This window comes from Chitinophaga vietnamensis, from assembly GCF_902167635.1.
Lineage (GTDB): Bacteria > Bacteroidota > Bacteroidia > Chitinophagales > Chitinophagaceae > Chitinophaga > Chitinophaga vietnamensis.
The window spans coordinates 320,535-341,062 of sequence record NZ_CABHMS010000004.1; the positions used below are offsets into that span (position 1 = coordinate 320,535).

The window sequence follows — 20,528 nt, forward strand, 5'->3', positions numbered from 1 at the left end:
TTTTTTTAAGAAGATTAAAACCTGACATCGATACCGAAGTTCCAGATACGCTGAATGGGATACATGGCGCCGTTACCGTCGTCGATCTCGGGATCTACCTGGTAATCTTTCAGCTTGTCCCAGGTAAAGAGGTTCATACCGTTGGCGTATATACGAAAATAGGAGAGGCCCAGTGGCTTGATCCAGCTTTTGGGCAGCTGGTAGCCTATTTCCGCGTTCTTGAGGCGCAGGTAGCTGGCATCGCGTATCCAGAAGGAAGAGCCGCGGTGGTTGTTGCCGTTGGTGTTGCTGTGCAAACGTGGATAGGTAGCAGTAGCCGCGGTGGCGGGCGTCCATCGGCCGAGGTGGAAAGGTTTTACTTTACCGCCCTGGAAAAATTCGTATACCGCTTCGTTGTTGAGCATGACGGCAGAATGACCGGCGCCCTGTAACAGCATGGAGAAATCAAATCCTTTGAAAGTGGCGCCCAGCGTGGTGCCGAACATGATCTCCGGCGTACGTGCGTAACCGATAGCCGTTTCATCAAAGTCTGATTGAATGAAAGCATATTCCTTACCGGTGAGTTTCTGGTATTTGATATCGCCGGGACCATAGGCAGAAAAATTCTGGAACGGGCTATTGTCTACATCGGCCTGGTCTTTGAAAAATCCTTCTGCTACCAAGCCGAACTTGGTGCCGATGGGATGCCCGGTGCGCCTCATCCAGGGATAGGCGCGCGCCACTTCATCCTGGTAAACGATGTTGTTGCGGGCAAACGTGACATTGGGTTTGAAAAAATAATGTACCTGCCCGATCGTGTTCTCATGGCTCAGTTCCAGCTCAAAGCCCTTGTTATCTACGATGCCGATATTCTGCGCTTTGATATCCTGTCCGAATACATCCGAGAGTGTGCTGCGCCGGATCAGTATCTTGCTTCTTCTTTGTTTGAAGAGATCGAGGGAGATGCCAAGCAGGTTATTCCACAGGCGCGCTTCCAGGCCGATGTTGGCCTGACGGCCGCGTTCCCAGGTAACGCCGGGATTACCGATGGCGCCTTGTTGCCAGCCATTAGCCTGGCTCACATTTGTACCGAACCAGTATTGCGGGCCGCCACCCCAGGAGGTGAACCAGAGGAATCGGTCGGAGCCTGCCTGGTCGTTCCCTACTTCTCCATACGAACCTCTTATCTTCAGGAAATTGATCTGTGGGAGATGGTCTTTGATAAAATGTTCTTCCGATAATACCCATCCTGCTGATACCGACGGGAACAGGCCATAGCGGCTCTCTTTCGGGAAGTTCTCCGATCCCTGATAAGAGGCGCTGATCTCCAGCAGGTACTTCTGCAAATAATTATATGTGCCGCGGAACAGGAGCGATTGATACGCGCGTGGAATGCTGGAACCGCTTTCCGTGAGGCGACGGTTCCAGAGCAACATGCCGGTAGCTTCATGCTTGCCGAAATTGCGGTTCCAGTTAAGGGTACCTTCAAAATAAGTGCTGCGGTTAGCGCTACCGCCACTGAAAGAACCGTTTGGATCTATTTTGGTATCCTGACCGGATTGTTTGTAACTGGTGATGTTGCCCTGTGCATCATACAATGGCTCAAACACAGCGTAGCTGCGGGTGTAGGAGGCATTGGGCGTATTAGTATTGTCGTAGGAGAAAGATACTTTGGCGGTGAGGTTTTTGGTGATCACGTCCAGTTTACGGGTGAGTGCAAAGGTGCCTTGCACGGTGTTGTTGTACCAGCGGCGGTATCCTTTCTGCGACAGCTCGCCAAGGATGTTGGATTGAAAAGTACCGTTGCCCCACAATGATCCGTTAGGATTGACGATAGGATAGATCGGCGCCATGCGGTTGGCGAGGTTCATGATAGAAGAGGCGGAGTTGTTGCCATCGCGGCGGTCTGTCATGATACCGGCGATATCCACGCGGGCGGCGAGCGTGGGCGTGATGTCCACATCTACGTTGGCGCGGAGGTTATAGCGTTTCATGTTGTTGTTGCCGCTGTAGCCATCCTGGTTTTCTTTCGTATGTGCATAGAGGCCGTCCTGTACGTTGTAGCCGGCGGAGATAAAGTAACGTGCGATGTTGTTACCGCCGCTCACGTTGAGGTTGGCCTGCGCTACGGTGGAGGGCTTCATGATGAACTTGTAGTAATCGGTGTTGGGCAGGGTGCCATCTTTGTAGCCTTGCAGTTGTTTATCGGTGAAGGCGGGCTGTGCGCCATCGTTTTGCAGGGCTTCATTGAGCAGGGAAGCATAGTCGTAGGAGCCAAGATATTTAGGCAGCCTGGTAGCTTCGGTGATGCCGGTAGAAGCGCGGAAATTCACGGATGGAGGCCCGGCCTTGCCACGTTTGGTGGTGATGAGGATGGCGCCGTTAGCGCCACGCATGCCGAGTACGGCGGTGGCGGCGGCATCTTTGAGGATGGTGAGTGTTTCGATATCGTTGGGATCTACATAGTCCATCGGCCGTTCGATACCGTCTACCATGATGATGGGCGAGGCGCCGTTGAGCGTGCCTACGCCGCGGATATATAACGTGCTCGCATCTACGCCCGGCTCACCGCTGCGCTGGGTGGTGATGAGGCCGGGGAGCCTTCCTGCCAGCGCATTGGTGAGGTTGGAAACGGGGCTTTGTACCAGTTCTTTGGTGCTGATGGATGCGATGGCGCCGGTAACGGTAGCTTTTTTCTGCTGGCCGTAAGCCACTACCACTACGTCTTTCAGGCCAAGACTGGAAGGCACGAGGGTAACATCCGTCTGGTTGGAGGCCGTGATCTCAACTTCTTTTGTTTCGTAGCCGATGAAAGAGAATATGAGTGTTTTGCTGTTGGCAGGCACTTGCAGGCTATAGGTACCGTCGGCCTGGGTTTGTGTGCCGCGGGAGGTGCCTTTCACCTGTACGGATACGCCGGGTAAAACGGCGTTGGTTTTATTTTCCAGTACGGCGCCGATGATGGTGCGTGTGGCTTGTCTGTTCGGGGCAGGCGTAGGGGCAGTGGTATCTGCTGTAGTGGTGTTGGTGTTTTCTGCCGGACGAAAAATAATGATGATGTTGTCGTTTTGTTTGAAGCTCAGGTAGGTGTTGGCCAGCAGGAGCTCCAGTGTTTCTTTTACGCTGCGCGTAGCTTTGGGCAGCGTGATGTTGTGGTACTTGCTCACTTGTTCCGGCGGGTAGGCGAGCCGGAATCCGGAGAGTGATTCCACCTTTCCCAGTGCGGTTTTCAGGGTTTCATTCCTGAGGGTGAGGGTGATTTGTTTGGTGGCAATATCCTGTGCTCTGCCGGTAGCGCCCCACAATACAGACGATAATAGCAGGATACTCAACAACGCCATGGTGGCGGTTTTCATCAGGCGCCTTGCATGGTGGTACATACAGGGCAAAAGATGGGCTGTCAGCTGTGCGTGCACAGCCTGTGACTTTTGCATAACGGGCAATAGTTTAGAATGTTTAGGAAATAGGCCGCCCGCAGCCGCTATGGCAGCTGTTTTCCGGGCTTTTCACTGAATGGTTCTGGTACGTGCTTAGCTGTTTTTAAGATGCTGATTTTGGTTTCATCGAAGTAGATTTTTTGTGATGTTCATAGAATCAGAAGAAAAAATTTTTATCGTGGAATTTTTGCTAAATTGATTTAGCAAAAAAGGCGTATTTCGTTGATAATTTTGTTTACCAGTATATCGCCTCTTCGGGACGAATGATTGGTCATCTGCCCCGTAGGGACGATATCGATATGCGCTATTGGCAGCCTTTACCTTTTATCATTACATCGCCCTTATCGATCGTGTAGGTGGCATTCCGCACGGCACAAACCACGTCCAGCACTTCTTCCAGGGATTCTGTACCGGAGAAGGATACCCGTATCGGACATTGTTTCAGGGCTTCATCACTGAAGGCTATATTTACTTCATAACGTTTGCTCAAGGTATTGGCAATTGTTTCGAAGGTGGCATTTTCAAAAATCATATCGTTGGTGGTCCAGCTGCTGCGCGCCAGCGCATTCACCTGTTGCTGCTGTGCTGATGCATCTTCGGTATTATATACGATCTGTTGATCGGGGTTCAGCACCGCCAGCACTTTTCTGTCATCTTCCACTCTCACCTTTCCACGTGTAACCGATACCGTTATCTCTTTCTGCCCGGGATAAGCGCTGATATTGAAAGCGGTGCCCAGCACGGTTGTTTTCAGTTTACCGCTGGTGATGATAAACGGTTTGAGACTATCTGCCCGGATATCAAAATAGGCTTCACCATATAATGTCACTTCTCTTTTGCTGCCGAATACATCAGGATATATCAGCCGGCTGCCGGCATGTAACACTACGCTGCTGCCATCCGGCAGGGTGAGGTAACGGCTGAAATCCGCTGCCTTGCCGGCATCGCTGCTAACCCGCTGCTGTGGCGCGTGAGCGCCGGGCTTCAGCAGGTAATAGCCGCTGCCGCCAGCGACCAGCAGCACCGCCAGCACGGCGGCATAGCGCCACCATTTTTGCCAGGGCCGGCGCCGCACTACCTGCAAAGGTTGCAGCTGCGCGCGCAAAGCCCGCAACTGTTGCGCAACGAGCTGCTGTGCCGCATCACTGCCGGGATCGATCACTTCGTCGGGCAGCTGCTGCCCCAGCGAAGCATACCAGGCTTCCAGCGCCTGTAGCTCTTCTGCGTTGCATGTGCCCTGACTATATTTCCTGAGTAATACAAACAGTTGTTGTTCATCCATAATTTTAATGATGCGCGCTATATTAATAACACCAATTTAAATGCTTACCGTTATCCGCCCGGAAAAATTTTTTTCAAGAAAACCCGGCCATACAAAACCGGAAGAAAAAATGAATTATTATTAGATTTGAAAAAAAACTGGACATCGGACCTCATATTGAAAATACGGATTCAACCCTGCTCAGGCAATGGAAGAATGGCGATGAGAAAGCGTTCGACCTGATCTATACCCGTCATTATATCCGGCTGCTCAACATTGCCCATAAAAAAACGGGTAACATGGAAGCATCGCAGGAACTGGTACAGGATGTGTTCCTGTCGCTCTACCGGCAGCAGTCCGCACTGCCGGAGTATACCGTATTGGAAAATTATCTCTTCATCGCTACCCGCAACCGGGTATTCAACTATCACCGCCAGCTGCTGCTGCAATCCAGGAAGGAAGCGCTGCTGCGCAACAGGCTGCCGCTCATGAGCGCCGACGGCCAGGAAGGACTGGAACTGAAAGAGCTGGAAACCCGCCTCCGCGCAAGCATACAGCAGTTGCCCGACCAATGCCGCAAAGTGTTCCTGCTCAGCCGCGATGAGCAACTATCCAATAAAGAAGTAGCGGAACGTTTACATATCTCCGTTAATACGGTAGAGCAACATATGCGCAAAGCCCTGCGCATCTTGCGCGCCTCTTTCAACGACGAACTATCTATGCTGCTCTGCTGCCTGCTGCTGAACATGATCATGTAAAAAGTAATTTTTATCAACGCAGCCTGACGAAAGCTGCACTAAATTTGCAGGCTTTGGAGAGATCAGTAAATATGCAGCAGATCAGATCAATACCTGCGTGGTATGCTAACGATGCCTCTTTCGACTGGCTATATGCGGAACACCTGCAACGCTTGTCGAAACAGCACTGGACCCCGATGGAGATAGCCCGCAAATCCGCGCACTTCCTGGCTGGCGGCCAGGGCAAGCGCATACTGGATATCGGCAGCGGCATCGGCAAATTTTGCCTGATAGGCGCCTACTACCATCCTGAAGCACAGTTCTTTGGCGTGGAACAGCGCCCCGACCTGCACCAGGCGGCCATCAGCGCAAAATCCGCCACTGGCGTGAGCAATGCTTATTTCAAACAGGGGGATTTCGCCCACCTGCATTTTCCCGATTACGATCACTTTTATTTTTATAATGCCTTCTTTGAGCACATCGCCACAGAAGGGCATATCGATCAGCAACCCACTTTCTCTGCTACGCTGTACCATCACTATTCCCGCCGCCTGTTCCAGGCGCTCGACAGCAAGCCTGGCGGCACCCGCCTGGTAACGTTTCACAGCCTGGAAGATGAAGTGCCGCCCAGTTATCAGCTGGTGGATGCCAGCGTAGATTTTTTATTGAAGATGTGGATCAAGAGAGAAGAAAGATATATACATGGCTAAATACCTCGAAGACATCACAAGCGCGCTGCAAGCGGCCGGCAATCACCAACAGGCCGCCAGCATCATCGACACCGCCATCGCGGCAAGTCCTCATGTGGCTCCACAATTGCAGGCATGGCTGGAGCAGTTGTCGCCGCTCGACTGGAACAGCACCCAGTGGTCCTGTTTCCGCTATGCGCGCATATACCTGCATAAACAATATCCTTCACATGTTACGGCACACCGGCAAGAAACGGAGCTACCGGCATAACCTGCGCCTCGCAGTACTGCTATGTTTCACGGCCGGCGTCGTGAACGCCGCCGCGCTCTTTGCCTTTTCTGTACTCACCACCAACGTTACCGGACACGCTGCACTGCTGGCGCATCGCCTGGCCACCGGCGATTTCCGCGCTGCCAGGATGGTGGCGTTATGGCTACTGCTGTTTCTCGCCGGCGCTTTCTTCTCGGCATTATTCACTATGCACCGCTCCAAATGGCGGCATGTGATACCGGTTGTATTGGAAATCATCATATTAGTTACCATCGGCTATACCGGGCATACCTATAAAGGCACGGTAGCTCAAACAGAATATTTCGCCGGCAGCCTGTTGTTTGCTATGGGTATGCAGAACGCGCTGGTGTCAACGGTTTCGGGTTATGTAGTAAGGACTACGCACCTTACAGGCATGTTCACCGATCTGGGGATTGACCTGTGCCATGCGCTGGCGGATGAGCGCAAACCTGACTTACGGCGGAGAATTATATTGCGGCTGGTGATCATCGTCTTTTTCCTGGCAGGCGGTATCGTCGGCGGTTATGCTTTCCTGCGCTATCAGTACAACACTTTTTACCTGCCCGCCGCCATATTGGTGGTTGCCTTGTATTATGATGTATGGCGGATCCGCTTTGCGCGCATGATGCGCCGCCTCCGCATGCAGCATTATTTATGACCGGCAATCGCGATCAGCTGGCCGATATCATGGATGCGTATCTTACTGCCTTTGGTTTCCAGTATCTTTGCTTCTTTAAATTCGGTGAGGAGCCGCACTACGTTTTCCCTGGCCGTACCTACCATTGCGGCGAGATCGTCGCGGCTGATATTGATCTCCGTAGCTATGCCTTCCACTTTATATTTTTCGCGCAGCAGGATCAGTTGCAGCGCCAAACGCTCCCTGGCGGTCTTTTGTGCAAACACGCTGATACTGTTCACCAGCACCGCAAATTCCTGGCTGAGGGTTTTCAGCAGCCGGCTATTGAGCACCGGTGAAGTGTGAAGCACATTCAAGAAATCTTCCCGTGGAATGAAAGCCAGGCGGCTCTCTTCCATTGCGGCGGCAGAATCAGGATAGCGGCCTTCCGACAATATCGCATGATAACCTATCAACTGGCCGGTATTGGCGAGATATATGATCTGCTCCCTGCCGCTATCATCTTTTTTATACTTCTTTACTTTACCCTCGGTGATATAATAGATGCCAGAGGGATAGGCGCCCTCCTTGAAAATAATGTCATTCTTTTCATAGACACGCTCCTCCCTGTTTGCCATCAGCAGCGCCAGATCCGCTGCGGGCAAGTCTTTCAGTATAGACTCACTCCTGAAGCTCCATTTGTCTATCGGGAATTTCCCTTTGATACTCATGGCTCAAAAGTACTTTTTTTAAATGTAAAACCCGACCAACATTACGCCCCTACGGGGCGATGAGGCGTGTTGCCCGTCGTTGCTACCAATATGTCGCCCCTACGGGGCGTAATGTTTTGGATAATGCCTTGCCATCAACATTACGCTCCGTAGGGACGACCAAGGCATTGTTCTATATCCCACGCCCCGTAGGGGCGACATATTGGTAGCGAGACATTGTTCTATATACTACGCCCCGCAGGGGCGTAATGTTGATAATAAAAAAGCGAGAGAGATTCATTAAATTGCCACCCTTCAAATACGGCTGCTATTGGGGGGGAACAAGTTTCATATAGATAAAACAAAACTGATCAGGATATCGGAAGGAGATGAAACAGCCTTCCGGGAATTTTTTTATGAGGTATTGCCCTGGCTTACGCCTTATGTAGGCAGTATGGTGAAATCGCCAGAGGCAACACAAGAGGTGATCCAGGAAACATTTATCCGCATCTGGGTGAGCCGCGACAAGCTCCCGGCGCTGCAAGAGCCACCCGCTTGGATCATCAAAGTAGCCACCAATGAATGTTATACCTGGTTCCACAAACAAGCCTCCCTGCGGCGCCTGGCGCCGGAAGAGCAGGCGCCCGCCTACACCGGCAGCGGAGAAGAGCAGCTGCAAATGAAAGAAACACTGGCGCTGATAAGGGAAGCCGTGAACCATATGCCGCCCCAAAGAAAGAAGATCTATCAGCTGAGCCGCGACCAGGGACTGAAAACACAGGAGATCGCCGATCAATTGCATTGCTCTCACAGTTATGTGAAAAATACGCTCTCAGCGGCTTTGGCTCATATCCGCGATTATCTCAAGGCAGCCGGGAAAGTATTGCCCCTGCTCATTTTCCTGCTGCGCATAAAATAATTTAAAATTTTTTTCGGGGAGATGAGTACCATTTTCTTTTTGAACATTCTTTATACCAATCACCCTGTAATTCGTTACCACACGTTTGAAAGTTTTTATGGAAGAAAGACTCCGTTACCTGTTACAACAGCATCGGGAAAATGCATTGACAGAAGAGGAAACTGCCGAGTTGGAAACATTTTTTCTGGATGAGGACAACCGGGATTTATTTAACCAGGTTGCCCCCTTGTTGTGGACAGATACGCCTGATAGTCGCGCTACAACAGATGCCCGGTGGGAGCCGGTGCTGGATCATATATTGCAGGCCGACAAGCCCGCACATGGCAGGCAGGTATCTTACCATTGGTGGAGATACGCCGCCGCCGCGGTTTTGCTGGGAGTAGTCGCTACCCTGGTGTTTTATCCGTGGCGCCAACATCCGGCAGCGCCACAACAACTGGCCGCGCAAGTGGCGCCCGGCGGTAACAAAGCCGTGCTGCAACTGGCCAATGGCCGCAGCATCGTGCTGTCAGACGAAGCCAATGGCGTGCTGGCACAACAGGGAGGAACACAGCTTGTGAAAAAAGACAGCGGATTCCTCGCCTATGAGCCCGGCCAACAAAATACGAATGATGCCGGCAGCATCAACACCCTCAGCACCCCGCGGGGCGGGCAGTTCAGGGTGAAGCTGCCAGATGGTACCCTGGTATGGCTCAACGCCGCCAGCTCATTAAAATATCCTGCCGCCTTCACCGGCGCCGACAGGACCGTAGAGCTGCAAGGCGAAGCCTACTTCGAAGTGGCTGCCAACGCGCATCAGCCGTTTCATGTAAAATCAAAAGGACAAGATGTAATGGTACTGGGAACGCATTTTAATATCAACGCCTATGCCGACGAGCCGGTGACCGCCACCACGCTCCTCAGCGGCAAAGTGAAAGTAAGCGGCAAAAACTTTGAAAGTGTACTGCAGCCCGGCCAACAGGCGCAATGCAATGCCAGCGGGCAATGGCAGCTGCTCAACCATGCCGACCTTAACAGCGCCACCGCCTGGAAGAACGGATACTTCTCCTTTAACCATGCCGACATCGTCACCGTCATGCGGCAACTGGCCCGCTGGTATGATATCAACGTTCAGATCGAAACGAAAAATACGCAACAGGCATTCGTAGGGGAAATACCCCGGAATGTAAGCCTGGAGAAAGCTTTAGAGATATTGAAATCTACAGACATCCATTATTTGATAACCGGAAATACCATCAGGATCATTAACTAAACAACAACCAACAACCAACCATTATTTTTTCCAACCAACCAAAATCCAACGCTGCACCATGAAGAAAAATACTTCCTAAAAACAAAAAACAGAAGCGCTTGCAACACTTCTGTTATATCCGGGTTTATTGACAACCATCCGACGAAAGAAAGTTTATCATCTCACCCAAACATTACAAATGTATGCAATTAAGTAATTGCTATGGGCATTTCCTTGCCCGTTCTCTTCTAAAGAAAACAATGCTCATTATGAGGCTGAATTTTTTCCTGATCGTTGTTTTTTGTGTACATGTAAGTGCAAAAGGTTTATCTCAGGAGATCACATTGTCACTCAAGGGAGCCACACTGGAGCAAGTACTGACGGACATTAAAAATCAGAGCACTTATCATTTCTTTTACAATGCACAGCTGTTGAAAGAAGCCATACCGGTAAACGTTCACCTGCGTAAGGCTTCGCTGCGACAAGCCATGGACGAGGTGATGCAAGGACAACCTTTCACCTGGCGCATCGATGAAGAAAACAAACTGGTCACCATCGGCAGGAAACTGCCTGCGGTACTGATATTGCCCGCCACGCCGCCACAAGGCCTCGTTCGCGGCACCGTCACCGACGAACACCACCAGCCCATTCCCGGCGCGACCGTTAGCTTACGGCCTTTCAACAGAGGCGCCGTTACCGATGAACGCGGCGAGTTTCTGATCCGGGGCGTGCCCTTCGGCGATTATATCCTCACCGTCAGCTTCGTGGGATACAGTACCACAGAGAAGAACATCAAAGTAAATGATGTGCCGCTGGTGCTGCCCATCTCCATGAAACCTACCGTAATGGAACTGGATGCTTCCGTGGTGATCGGCTATGGTACTACTACACAGCGCAACAAAACAGAAGCGCTGGCAACGGTCAACAGCAAGCAGCTGATGGAAGATCATTCCAGTGTAGCCGTTTCCGATATGCTTGCCGGTCGCCTGCCAGGACTATATGCGCTCAAGTCGGGCGGCGCGCCGGTCGCAGGTTCTACCCTGTTCGTACGCGGTCTCAGCACCTTCCGCAACTCCGCCCCGCTGATCGTTGTGGATGGCATTCCCGACAGAAGCCTGGACGACCTCAATGCCAATGATATTGAAACGATCTCGGTATTGAAAGATGCTTCCGCTATCTCCGTATACGGCGCCCGCGCCGCTAATGGCGTTATACTCGTCACCACCAAAAAAGGGAATACCGGGCATACCAGCATCACCTTCAGCGCCAATGCCATCAATCAAAGACCGGTACAATACTACAAGCAGCTGAATTCCTACGATTATGCCCTGCTGTATAACGAGGCACTGAAAAATGAGAACATCTACCAGCCCTCGCTGGGCATGGGTTTCAGCGATGTGATGTTACAGAAATATAAAGATGGTTCCGATCCGGATCACTATCCCAACACCAACTGGCTCAAAGACGTGCTGGCATCTTCCATCTGGCAAAGTAATTATAACCTGTCGGCATCAGGTGGCAGTCAGGCCGTGCGTTACTATATCTCCGGCGGCTATACGAAAAACGATGGACTTGTGCCGGTAGAAAATTATAGCCGTTACAATGTGAGAAGCAACCTGGATGCAAAGATCGCCAACAGGTTAAAACTCACGCTCAACCTCAACGGCGCCTTTGCCAAACGCAATGGCGAAGCGGTGTACGGCTCGGAGTATGTAGTCAGCAATGTGTACAACTCTCCGCCGATACGGGTAAACAAGTTCAGCAACGGGCAATATGCCTTTGTGCCGGAGCAACGCGGCAATGCTTATCAGCAATCTATCGGCGCTTCCGGCTATTGGACCACCAACGAAAATACTTTCAACTCGCTGGCCACTTTGCAGTATGACCTGCCCTGGGTGAAAGGCTTGTCGGTGAAGGCTAACGGCGCCTTTGATAAATTCTATTCCTTCGGCAAACGCTTTGCCACGCCTTATGATATGTACAGCATCGACGATGCAGGCAACTACAGCAAGGTAGCGCCTTATCCTACAGCGCCTTTTCTGAGAGAGTATTTCAGCCAGGTGCAAAAACTCACGCTGGAAGGCGGCATACAGTATGATGGCAGCTTTCGTAAACATACGGTATCCGGTATGTTGCTGTACACGCAAACCAGCGGCACAACGGATAACTTCAATACACAACGCGAGGGCTTTGTATCATCGAGCTTGTCGCAGCTGAACCTCGGCGATCCTACGCGTGTCGCCAATGGCGGCGCTGGCTCGCAAAGCGCCAGGAGAGGCCTTGTAGGCCGCCTTGCTTATAACTATGCAGAGCGTTATCTCTTTCAATTCAACTTCCGTTATGATGGTTCTGATATCTTCCCGCCGGACCGCCGCTATGGCTTCTTCCCATCAGTGTCCGCTGGTTGGGTGATCTCCGAAGAACCTTTTATGAGCGGCTGGTCGAACGTGGTGGATTTCCTGAAGCTCAGGGCCTCCTGGGGCGAGCTGGGTAACGACCGGGTAGATCCTTATCAATATCTTACCACTTATGCACTTGGCGCGAGTTCCGGTTATACATTGGGTGGCAGCTCACCGGTATTTTACCAGACGCTTCAACCGAATGTATTGCCCAATCCCGCTTTCACCTGGGAGCGCGCAATCATCAACAACGTGGGACTGGAAGCGCATGTGAAAGGTAACCTGCTCACCCTCGAAGCAGATTATTTCTACAAACGTACCCGCGATATCCTGGCGCCGCCATCGGCGCAGGTGCCGGATGTTATCGGCATCGGCCTGCCTGATCAGAATAGCGGCATCGTTGATACGCGCGGTATTGAAATTGCTTTGGGACATAACAATCATATCGGTAAGCTCAGCTATTTTGTATCGCCTAATATCAGTTTCAGCAAAAATAAAGTGGTGAGCTATCCCGAATCGCAGAGCATTCCCGCCTGGCAGCAGTTGAGCGGAAAATCCATCGGCTTCTTCTCCAGTTATGTAGGTAACAATTACCTCGGATATCAATCTGCTGGCCTCTATCAGAGCAAAGATGAAGTAGCCAATGGTCCGAAGCCACTGTATCCGAATGTACAGCCCGGCGATATCCGTTATGTAGATATTGATGGAGATGGCCAGCTCACAGCGAAAGACCGTGTGCTGATCGGCGCAGACTTTTTTCCGCAGATACAATACGGTATCCGCTGTGGTTTGAAGTATAGCGGTATTGAGCTGAATGTATTTTTCCAGGGCGCCGGCAACGTAAAAGGTTATGCCTTCAATAACCTGCCTGCTACTGTGGATAAGCTGGACCGCTGGACGCCCGAACATACCAATGCCAGTTATCCGCGCCTGTGGGTGAATAACCAGAACAACCGCCAGACCTCCGATTTCTGGGTACGTAACACCGCTTACCTGCGTGTGAAGAATATTGAGCTGGCATACAACCTGCCAGGATCGCTGATCCGTCATATCGGCGCAAAGGCGCTACGGTTCACGGTGAGCGCCAACAACCTGTTTACGTTCACGCATTTCAACATGTACGATCCGGAAGGAGCAGGGCAGGTGCGTGATCCGCTCATGAAATCATTCGCCGCCGGCGCCACTTTACAGTTCTAAATTTTTAATGGTTCGATATGAAAAAAATTTCCGCTTACCTGCTACTGGTGATGGGCGTGTTGTCGGCCTGCAATAAAGACTTCCTCAATAAAGGCCCCCTCAACCTGTACAGCGATGCTAATATATGGAAAGACAGTGCGCTCATCAGCCGTGTGCTGTTGCAATCATACAGCGGTATCCACAGCATCTATGACGATGCAGGCAACTGGATGCCTTGTGATATTACCGATGAAGCTAAATCCGCCCGCGTATTTCACCAATGTAATCTCGTCAATGCAGGCCAGTACTCAGCTTCAGACGGTTTGTATGCCGACGTATGGACAGGTACTTACACCAATGTGCGTAACTGCAATGTGATCCTGTCGCACCTGAATGATATGCCCCTGAGCGATGCCGGCAAACAACAGGTCAAAGGCGAAGCGCTCTTCCTGCGCGCCTTGCATTACCTGGATCTGTATTATACCTTCGGCCGTTTCCCGATCATCGACAAAGTATTATCACTCAATGATGAACTAGCCGTGCAACGCGGCACTGATGATGATTGTGTGAAATTCCTGTTGAATGACCTGAATACTGCCGCCACTTTACTGCCTGCGAGCTACCCGGCATCTGCATTGGGAAGGGCCACGAAATATGCCGCCATCGGCATGAAATGCAGGCTGCTGCTCAATCGTAAGGATTATGCCGGCGCCGCTGCCGCCGCTAAAGAAGTGATCGACAAAGGCAATTACAGCCTCTTCCCGGATTATGGCGCCATGTTCTTTCCGGAGAATGATGATAACAAAGAAGTGATCTTCAATAAAGAATTTGGGGGAGATCAGAGTGGACAAACGCACTCGCTGGACCTCTACGACAATGCCGCTTTCTTCACCGGCTTCAGCAGCCTGGTAGAATGCCCCACGCAAAATCTCGTGGATCAATACCTGATGAAAGACGGCCAGCCCTGGGATGCCTCGCCACTCTATGATGCAGCGCATCCCTATGCCAACCGCGATCCGCGCTTGGCAGCCAGCATCATGCACGACGGCGCCACCTGGATGAATACCAATATGGATATGAAGCTGGGATCGGCTATTAATCCATCTACCCGCAGCACCGCCATCACCGGGTATATGCTGCGGAAGTTCCTCAACCCGCATTACGTCTTCTATGGTAACAATACCAATTATCAGAACTGCATCATGCTGCGTTTGGGAGAAATATATCTCAACTATGCCGAATGCCAGCTGAAGCTCGGTAATGCAGAAGAGGCGCGCATTTACATCAACCTGCTGCGCAGAAGGGCGAACATGCCGGATGTATCGGCCGGCCAGCTCACCTGGGACCTGTACGTGCGGGAACGCACGGTGGAACTGGCTTTCGAGGGACAGCGATGGAATGATATCCGCAGATGGGGTACCGGCGCCACCATGATCGGCGCCGCCATCAATGCCGTGAAGATCACCGAAACCGGCGGCGTACGCAGCTATACCAGGGTACAACTGGAACAACGCTACTTCGATCCGAAAATGTATTATTTCCCAATCCCGCAGACGCAATTACAAAAATACCCGGCAGGAAAAGTTCTGGAACAGAACCCCGGCTGGTAACCATCCATTCAAAAAAAACAGCTCATGAAAACGTACACAAAATATTTTATGTTGGCCGCTGCCTTATCAGCGCCCGCATGGCTGCATGCGCAAAATGCAAAGTTCGATAGCCTGAAAGCCGTGATCAGCCAGCATCCTGAAGATGTGGCGGCACATACGGAATTTATCAGAAGGCCACCAGAGGACAGCGCCCTGATCTCACAACAATATGCACAATGGATGAAACAGTTCCCGAATGTAGCCGCGGTATACTATGGCTATGGCGCTTTCTTTGCACATCGTGAAAGCCCCGCCGCACAACCTTACCTGGAAAAAGCCATTGCGCTGGACCCGAAATTGGGACCCGCTTATGTGGAGCTGTCGCTGGATGTAGAACGCCGCGGTGATTTCAACAAGGCCAGCGAATACCTGGGAAAGGCCGTGGCAGCAGATCCTGGCAATGTAGACTATCTCTCTTCCTATGCTTATTCTTTTCAGAAAACGAATCCCGCAAAATATATAGCGCTGAGTGAAGAGCTGCTGAAGAAATTCCCGGAAAGCCAGCGTGCGGCGCAATCGCTGTACTGGCGGGCTTACCGCGCGAAGAACGATAAAGAACAACTCGCCATCTATGAACGACTCCGGAAAGACTACCCGGTTGCTAAATTTGCATGGTCCGGTTATGCGATGAGCGACTATGTGGATATCCTGCTGGATACTAACCCGGACGAGGCCCTGAAACTCGCTACAGCACTGAATAAGGAGTCGAGTGAAGACTTTGGCGAGAAGCTGGCTTATGTAAATCAGATCAGGACCATCAATGCTTTGATCAAAGCTAACAAAGGCGACGAAGCAGAAGCAGTATTATCAAAAATGAAGATACGCAGATATGGCCGTCCCTATGAATTGTACACCCTGCTGAAAGCCAAAGCAGTAGCCGGTCGCAGCCCGCTGCAATCGTATGATACCCTGCTGAAATATTATGCCAGCACCCCTTCCCGCCGTGTGAAAGAAAGCCTGTACGCTTATGGCAAACAAAACGGGAAAGATGCCGCCAAGGTGGAAAAGGAATTGCGCGACTATCTCGTTGCTGCTGCCAAGCCTGCCGCCTTCAACTTTGAGGCCTACCTCACACCAGGAAAAGTAACCATGCAGGATTATAAAGGTAAAGTGGTATTGCTCACTTTCTGGTTTCCCGGCTGCGGCCCCTGCAGAGGCGAGTTTCCGCACTTTGAAAATGTATTGCAACATTTTAGGCAGTCGCCCGTATCATACGTAGGCGTGAACATAGTGAGCGAGCAGGATGATTATGTAATACCTTTTGTAAAGGGCAGTGGCTATAGCTTCCGGCCTTTGAAAGATGAGGAGTCGGCACGCACCAACCTGCCGGTACGTGGCGCGCCATCCAACTTTCTCATCGACCAGGAAGGCCGTATTATCTTCAGCGGCTTCATGATCGGCAACCGTGAAGAGGAGGAGATGTTGCAGGATATGATTGAACTGTTGCTGAATAAGCGGGCATAAAAGATGCTCCTGATTTAACGTGAAGACCAACGCGGTTCCAGCCCTTGAAGCGCTCAAAACGCTTCAAGGGCTTCTTCGCTTAAATCTTCCGTAACGATAATAAAAATGTAAATCTCTCTTGAAATTATATAACAACCACCCCATATAATCCTTCTACTTTTGTCGCGAATGAAAAAGCTGTTTGCGCTCATATTAGGCCTGCTATACCTGGTGTCGTCCTCCAGCGCCACTTTCCATATTGATTAAAATGATGCTACCTGCTCTGTTGCTGTCTGCATGTGGCACGCCGCCTGCGCCATCCACTCCGGCGTCTCCACAGGTAGCAGTAAAAGCAGTGGAAAACTTAAAGCTGTAGAACGACCGTGTGCAGGCGGTGCATCAGCAATATGAACTGTTGACCAATGCACTGATCTATGAAGATGCGGCTGCAGCACGTATTGCGGTTAATGCCATCACAGTAGGCGCTGTTGCAGTCGAAGGTGGCAAGTCCTTGCAGAATGCTGCATGCAAGACAAAGGCGCACTGTGGCTAAGCAATGGGCTTGCGATAAAGAATCCCTATTTCGGCGAAAAAATGATGACCTGCGGTACGATAAAAGAAACCTTACAATAAAATAAAACACATGAAAAAGATCCTCCTCAGCGCTACTGCTGTATCTGTGCTGATCCTCGCAGCTTGTAACAACAATGCACACAAAGAAGCTGCTGCCGCGCCATCGGCGCCGGTGGCCGCACTTGTAGACAGTAAAGCAGATGCCGGTTTCACCACTTCATGGAAAGCGGTGGTTGACCAATATCTTGCACTTAAAAATGGCCTTGCTGCCGATGATGATGTCGTTGCCGCCAAGGCCGGTGAAGCCATGTATCAAGCATTAGTGACTATAAAAACAGATGCGCTCGCCGCGGACCAACAGAAAATTTACAAGGATAATGAAGATGATCTGAAAGAACATGCAGAACATATTGGTAAAAATGCCGGTAACATCGGCCACCAGCGTGAACACTTTGAGCAGATGAGTGCCGACATGCTCGCGCTGGTAAAGGCTTTTGGCGCAGGTCAAACACTCTACCAGGATCACTGCCCGATGTATAACAACAATAAAGGCGGTAGCTGGCTGAGTGAAACGGAGGCCATCAAAAATCCTTATATGGGCAGCAAGATGTCTGATTGTGGCAGCGTACAAACTGTGTTCAAATAAGTATATTTACAAGGACGTTGTGAGGCGTCCCTCAATTTATCTCTATGCGGAAGAAAATAATTTGGATACTATTGGTCCTTATGGTGGTGATACAATTCATTCGGCCGTCCAGGAACCTGAACAGTGGCCCGTTTCCGCAGGATATCGGGCATGTATATATGGTGCCGGCATCCGTACGCACGATACTGGAAACGGCCTGTTACGATTGCCATAGTAATAACACCCGTTATCCCTGGTATGCCAACCTGCAACCAGTGGGATGGATGCTGGCATCGCATGTGAAAAATGGGAAATCAGAACTGAACTTTTCTGAATTTGGCAGCTATTCGGCCAAACGTCAGCTTAATAAACTGAAGAGAATGCGCTCCGAGATAGTAAAAGGCGATATGCCCCTCTCTTCCTATACCCTCATACACACAGACGCCCGTTTAGACGCTGTGCAGAAAGACAGTATCCTCCACTGGATCGACAGCGTAGTGCCTCAATAATGATCCGGCGCCTGTTTTAATTCCGCCAGCGTCTGATCACTCAACTGGTATGTCAAAGGCACGCCGGTGGCGATTTCCCGCTTTAGTATCTCATCAGGACTGAGGTGATCGAGGAACATCACCAATGCGCGCAGGCTGTTGCCATGCGCCACCACGAGCACATTTTTTCCTGCTGTGAGATAAGGTAATATCTCTTGCAGAAAATAGGGGATCACGCGGTTGTAAGTATCTTTCAGGCTTTCTCCTCCCGGTGGTCTTACATCAAAAGAGCGGCGCCAGGTATGTACTTGTTCTTCACCATATTGTTTCGCGGTATCTGCTTTGTTGAGCCCTTCAAGATCGCCGTAGGAGCGCTCGTTCAGGGCCTTGTTGCGCAGCACCGGGATGTGTTGTAGCCCCGTTTCTTCTAGCACAATATCCAGCGTATGTTGTGCACGTATAAGCGTTGACGTGAAAGCGATATCGATCCGCTGCCCTTTTAAATCGATGCCCGCCTGATGGGCTTCCGCCTCGCCGGCAGGAGTGATGTCGATGTCTTTCCAGCCTGTGAAGCGGTTTTCCAGGTTCCATTGTGATTGTCCGTGCCGGATCAGAAATAGTGTAGCGCTCATAATGGATGATGATAAATGTTGTAATTTCACTGAATGCCAATTTCTAAATTATGAAAAACATTACAACTGTCATCATCTCTCTCGTATGCCTGTTCTCGTTCGCAAGCGCTCAAACCAAAGACAAATACGCTTCCAGTAAAAAAATCATCACCGACCTTGGCCGGATACTGAACCCCGACGGGGTACAGGAAAGCTATCCCGTTGATATCAACGGCGTGCAGCAATGGGTATTTGTACGTGGGCAAGACCGGAGCAATCCTGTGATCCTGTTCATTCATGGCGGCCCGGCCTCTCCGATGGCGCCCATCGCGTGGACCTTCCAACGCCCGATGGAAGAGTATTTCACCATGGTGCAATACGATCAGCGCGCATCCGGCAAAACCTTCCGTACCAATGATACCACTGGTTTGGGTAACACGATCCACATTGATCAATATGTAGATGACGCGGTGAAGCTGGCGGAATTTATCCGGAAGAAATATAACAAGCAGAAAATTATTCTGATGGGACATAGCTGGGGCACGGTAGTGGGCATGGCGGCCGCTTTGAAACGTCCGGATCTTTTTTATGCCTATGTGGGTATCGGGCAGAATGTGAATACGCAGGACAATGAGCGCCTGAGCGTGGAGTTCGCGATCAAAGAGGCTACCCGGCTGAAGAATGATACAGCTTTGAAAGAGCTGCTGTCTATCTCTCCTTATCCCGGTGGTAAGCCGATCACGAGAGAACGTATCATCATCGCCCGGAAATGGCCACAGTACTACGGCGGACTGGCCGCCTACCGTCATGATTTCGGGTTTTTCTTCAACGCGCCTTTGCTCTCGCCTGATTATACGGATGAAGATGCGAACGCCATCGACGAGGGGAACATGTTTACCCTGGGCCGCATCCTGCCGGAGTTTTTGAATGTAGACTTTAAATGGGTGAAGAAATTCCCTATCCCGGTGTTCATGTTCATGGGGCGCCACGACTATACAACCCCTGCGGAACCGGTGGCGCTGTGGATGAAACAGGTGCAGGCGCCATTGAAGAAAGCCATCTGGTTTGAGCACTCTTCCCACCTTATTCCGATGGAGGAACCGGGCAAGATGTTGCTGACACTGGTGCAGGAGGTGCGGCCGCTCGCCTTAAAATAGACTTAAATTTACGGTGGAAGGGGGGCTTAACGGATCGCTTTGGCAGGGAAATTGTCTACTTTGCGTTTACTAAAACTTCATCAATATGAAAAACTTAGTCGTTGCTGCTGCACTGCTGATCGCTGCTGCACCTGCATTCGCACAAACTGCGGCTACCAAGGCGCCTGCTGCACAGCAAGCCCCGGCCAAAGCACCTCAACAGGCGCCGGCTAAAGCGCCTCAGGCAAAGAAACAACTCCCTCCCCCGGAAGAAAGAGCAAAGATTTATGCCGATGAGCTGAAGTCGAAATTATCGCTGACCGACGACCAGTACAAAAAAGTATTGGATGTAAACACAGAATGCATCCGTCGTAAAGATGCGCTGAAAGCGAGCGGCCAGAAAGATGCCAAAGGCTTCAAAGACATTTCTGCTTATCGTAAGCAACAATTTGCTACCATCCTCACACCCGACCAGCAAGCCAAACTGAAAGCACTGAATGCACAGGGTGGCGGTCATGGTAAAAAAGATGGAGATGACGCAGATCACTAGTATTTGC

Annotated in this window: 17 protein-coding genes; 13 read left to right on the top strand and 4 right to left on the bottom strand. The window is 51.0% G+C overall.

The window, feature by feature from the left end:
- Window positions 1-14: 14 nt before the first annotated feature.
- Window positions 15-3,413 (bottom strand): TonB-dependent receptor, encoded by a 3,399-nt coding sequence (locus FPG75_RS12485; protein WP_143307190.1) that lies wholly within the window; start codon window positions 3,411-3,413, stop codon window positions 15-17.
- A 307-nt stretch (window positions 3,414-3,720) separates the two neighbouring features.
- Entirely contained in the window at window positions 3,721-4,698 is a 978-nt protein-coding gene (locus tag FPG75_RS12490) for a FecR family protein (RefSeq protein WP_143307191.1), read from the bottom strand.
- 176 nt (window positions 4,699-4,874) lie between these two features.
- Here FPG75_RS12490 and FPG75_RS12495 point away from each other — a divergent pair, with 176 nt between their 5' ends.
- The 4 genes from FPG75_RS12495 to FPG75_RS12510 are packed head-to-tail and all read left to right on the top strand — an operon-like array spanning window position 4,875 to window position 7,053.
- Window positions 4,875-5,435 (top strand): RNA polymerase sigma-70 factor, encoded by a 561-nt coding sequence (locus FPG75_RS12495; protein WP_262712056.1) that lies wholly within the window; start codon window positions 4,875-4,877, stop codon window positions 5,433-5,435.
- A gap of 53 nt (window positions 5,436-5,488) precedes the next feature.
- On the top strand, window positions 5,489-6,124 hold the full coding sequence (locus tag FPG75_RS12500; RefSeq protein ID WP_143307193.1) for a class I SAM-dependent methyltransferase: 636 nt from the start codon (window positions 5,489-5,491) through the stop codon (window positions 6,122-6,124).
- The gene (locus FPG75_RS12505) at window positions 6,117-6,374 is read left to right on the top strand and encodes a hypothetical protein (RefSeq protein WP_143307194.1); all 258 of its coding nucleotides are present in this window, start codon (window positions 6,117-6,119) and stop codon (window positions 6,372-6,374) included. Before FPG75_RS12500 ends, FPG75_RS12505 begins: the two co-directional genes overlap by 8 nt.
- Window positions 6,334-7,053 (top strand): YoaK family protein, encoded by a 720-nt coding sequence (locus FPG75_RS12510; RefSeq protein WP_143307195.1) that lies wholly within the window; start codon window positions 6,334-6,336, stop codon window positions 7,051-7,053. The genes FPG75_RS12505 and FPG75_RS12510 overlap by 41 nt, the downstream gene beginning before the upstream one ends.
- Here FPG75_RS12510 and FPG75_RS12515 read toward each other — a convergent pair.
- On the bottom strand, window positions 7,044-7,742 hold the full coding sequence (locus FPG75_RS12515) for a Crp/Fnr family transcriptional regulator (protein ID WP_143307196.1): 699 nt from the start codon (window positions 7,740-7,742) through the stop codon (window positions 7,044-7,046). The two genes, FPG75_RS12510 and FPG75_RS12515, sit on opposite strands and share 10 nt — an antisense overlap.
- Window positions 7,743-8,052: 310 nt before the next feature.
- Between FPG75_RS12515 and FPG75_RS12520 the strand changes: the two genes are divergently transcribed.
- From FPG75_RS12520 to FPG75_RS12555, 7 genes are all read left to right on the top strand, one after another.
- Entirely contained in the window at window positions 8,053-8,640 is a 588-nt protein-coding gene (locus FPG75_RS12520; RefSeq protein ID WP_161596781.1) for an RNA polymerase sigma factor, read from the top strand.
- A gap of 97 nt (window positions 8,641-8,737) precedes the next feature.
- Complete coding sequence (locus tag FPG75_RS12525; RefSeq protein ID WP_143307198.1) at window positions 8,738-9,892, top strand: FecR family protein; 1,155 nt, start codon at window positions 8,738-8,740, stop codon at window positions 9,890-9,892.
- A 248-nt stretch (window positions 9,893-10,140) separates the two neighbouring features.
- Window positions 10,141-13,467 (top strand): SusC/RagA family TonB-linked outer membrane protein, encoded by a 3,327-nt coding sequence (locus FPG75_RS12530; RefSeq protein ID WP_161596782.1) that lies wholly within the window; start codon window positions 10,141-10,143, stop codon window positions 13,465-13,467.
- A 17-nt stretch (window positions 13,468-13,484) separates the two neighbouring features.
- Window positions 13,485-15,056, top strand: coding sequence for a RagB/SusD family nutrient uptake outer membrane protein (locus tag FPG75_RS12535; protein ID WP_143307200.1), 1,572 nt, complete (start codon window positions 13,485-13,487; stop codon window positions 15,054-15,056).
- A gap of 24 nt (window positions 15,057-15,080) precedes the next feature.
- Window positions 15,081-16,559, top strand: a complete 1,479-nt coding sequence (locus FPG75_RS12540) for a TlpA disulfide reductase family protein (protein ID WP_143307201.1) — start codon at window positions 15,081-15,083, stop codon at window positions 16,557-16,559.
- A 622-nt stretch (window positions 16,560-17,181) separates the two neighbouring features.
- On the top strand, window positions 17,182-17,757 hold the full coding sequence (locus FPG75_RS12550; RefSeq protein WP_143307203.1) for a DUF3347 domain-containing protein: 576 nt from the start codon (window positions 17,182-17,184) through the stop codon (window positions 17,755-17,757).
- A gap of 80 nt (window positions 17,758-17,837) precedes the next feature.
- Window positions 17,838-18,245, top strand: a complete 408-nt coding sequence (locus FPG75_RS12555) for a heme-binding domain-containing protein (protein WP_236652782.1) — start codon at window positions 17,838-17,840, stop codon at window positions 18,243-18,245.
- On the opposite strand, the gene FPG75_RS12560 is transcribed toward FPG75_RS12555, so the two are convergent.
- On the bottom strand, window positions 18,239-18,856 hold the full coding sequence (locus tag FPG75_RS12560; protein ID WP_143307205.1) for a 2,3-bisphosphoglycerate-dependent phosphoglycerate mutase: 618 nt from the start codon (window positions 18,854-18,856) through the stop codon (window positions 18,239-18,241). The two genes, FPG75_RS12555 and FPG75_RS12560, sit on opposite strands and share 7 nt — an antisense overlap.
- Before the next feature lie 50 nt (window positions 18,857-18,906).
- On the opposite strand from FPG75_RS12560, the gene FPG75_RS12565 reads away from it, so the two are divergent.
- Window positions 18,907-19,992 (top strand): alpha/beta fold hydrolase, encoded by a 1,086-nt coding sequence (locus FPG75_RS12565; RefSeq protein ID WP_143307206.1) that lies wholly within the window; start codon window positions 18,907-18,909, stop codon window positions 19,990-19,992.
- An 85-nt stretch (window positions 19,993-20,077) separates the two neighbouring features.
- Complete coding sequence (locus tag FPG75_RS12570) at window positions 20,078-20,521, top strand: hypothetical protein (protein ID WP_143307207.1); 444 nt, start codon at window positions 20,078-20,080, stop codon at window positions 20,519-20,521.
- Window positions 20,522-20,528: the final 7 nt, after the last annotated feature.

Bases quoted from the DNA above. Each gene is read 5' to 3' on its own strand.
- FPG75_RS12540 (WP_143307201.1), top strand. From the start codon at position 15,081: ATGAAAACGTACACAAAATATTTTATGTTGGCCGCTGCCTTATCAGCG.
- FPG75_RS12510 (WP_143307195.1), top strand. From the start codon at position 6,334: ATGTTACGGCACACCGGCAAGAAACGGAGCTACCGGCATAACCTGCGC.
- FPG75_RS12550 (WP_143307203.1), top strand. From the start codon at position 17,182: ATGAAAAAGATCCTCCTCAGCGCTACTGCTGTATCTGTGCTGATCCTC.
- FPG75_RS12555 (WP_236652782.1), top strand. From the start codon at position 17,838: ATGGTGGTGATACAATTCATTCGGCCGTCCAGGAACCTGAACAGTGGC.
- FPG75_RS12505 (WP_143307194.1), top strand. From the start codon at position 6,117: ATGGCTAAATACCTCGAAGACATCACAAGCGCGCTGCAAGCGGCCGGC.
- FPG75_RS12515 (WP_143307196.1), bottom strand. From the start codon at position 7,742: ATGAGTATCAAAGGGAAATTCCCGATAGACAAATGGAGCTTCAGGAGT.
- FPG75_RS12560 (WP_143307205.1), bottom strand. From the start codon at position 18,856: ATGAGCGCTACACTATTTCTGATCCGGCACGGACAATCACAATGGAAC.
- FPG75_RS12485 (WP_143307190.1), bottom strand. From the start codon at position 3,413: ATGCAAAAGTCACAGGCTGTGCACGCACAGCTGACAGCCCATCTTTTG.
- FPG75_RS12535 (WP_143307200.1), top strand. From the start codon at position 13,485: ATGAAAAAAATTTCCGCTTACCTGCTACTGGTGATGGGCGTGTTGTCG.
- FPG75_RS12525 (WP_143307198.1), top strand. From the start codon at position 8,738: ATGGAAGAAAGACTCCGTTACCTGTTACAACAGCATCGGGAAAATGCA.
- FPG75_RS12570 (WP_143307207.1), top strand. From the start codon at position 20,078: ATGAAAAACTTAGTCGTTGCTGCTGCACTGCTGATCGCTGCTGCACCT.
- FPG75_RS12530 (WP_161596782.1), top strand. From the start codon at position 10,141: ATGAGGCTGAATTTTTTCCTGATCGTTGTTTTTTGTGTACATGTAAGT.
- FPG75_RS12490 (WP_143307191.1), bottom strand. From the start codon at position 4,698: ATGGATGAACAACAACTGTTTGTATTACTCAGGAAATATAGTCAGGGC.
- FPG75_RS12565 (WP_143307206.1), top strand. From the start codon at position 18,907: ATGAAAAACATTACAACTGTCATCATCTCTCTCGTATGCCTGTTCTCG.